At 62.9% G+C, this 787-nt stretch carries 1 protein-coding gene; it reads left to right on the top strand.

Going from position 1 to position 787, the window contains the following annotated elements:
• Positions 1-592: 592 nt before the first annotated feature.
• Positions 593-787, top strand: a 195-nt coding sequence (locus D8M29_RS13160) for a hypothetical protein (RefSeq protein ID WP_148111646.1), incomplete at its 3' end; no start/stop codon positions are given.

Here is a 787-nt window from a genome sequence, read left to right as displayed (position 1 = left end):
CGATCTTCTTGAGTTCCGGCTCGAACTTGCGTCCGTGGTGGGCGCAGAAGAGCAGTTCACCGCCACTGATCAGGACGACGCGCAGATAGGCCTGGGCGCCGCAACGGTCACAGCGGTCTGCTGCGGTCAGCGGGCTCGCGGGGGTCAGAACAGTAGTCACGGCGGCTCTTCTCTAGCTCGACGAGCTGTCGTACCAGGGTCAACATCCAACCAGGCCGAAAACGTTCCCGCTCGTGGCCTTTCTTCGAAACTTCTTCTCGGGATGGCTGTCTGTCGCCGGTTGGCGGCGAATGTGCCGTATTGCGTAGCGCTACGGTTTCGCGTTGCTTGTGTGGGCCGGTCCGCCGGCTGGGTTGCCGGTTGTTCATGAAGACGTGCCCGGAGCCTAAATGGTTCATGCCTCGAAGGGAACGTGATGTGCACGTCACCCTGACGAATGACGGAACTTGTATGCGAGGCTGCACTAGCAGGAGGATTCCACCTGGGTGGCGTTACAACCGCTCTACCAGGCCCCGGTAGGCTCTCAGCGGCCACGGAGGCCGAGCCCGCTACCCACCGGGCCCCCAAAGTAATTCAGCGAGGAGCGAACTGCGTGACCGCCGATTCCGTGCCGTCCACTGCGCTGCTGACCGGAGCAGGCGGCGCAGACAGGGACAGCTCCAACTACACCGCGCGGCACCTTCTCGTCCTCGAAGGGCTCGAAGCCGTCCGTAAGCGCCCCGGGATGTACATCGGGTCGACGGACAGCCGCGGACTCATGCACTGTCTCTGGGAGATCATCGACAAC

The organism is Micrococcus sp. HSID17227 (genome assembly GCF_003989405.1).
In the GTDB taxonomy this organism is placed as follows: Bacteria; Actinomycetota; Actinomycetes; order Actinomycetales; family Micrococcaceae; genus Micrococcus; species Micrococcus luteus.
The sequence above is the reverse complement of the archived record's forward strand: the minus strand, read 5'-3'. Positions and strand labels throughout refer to the sequence as shown.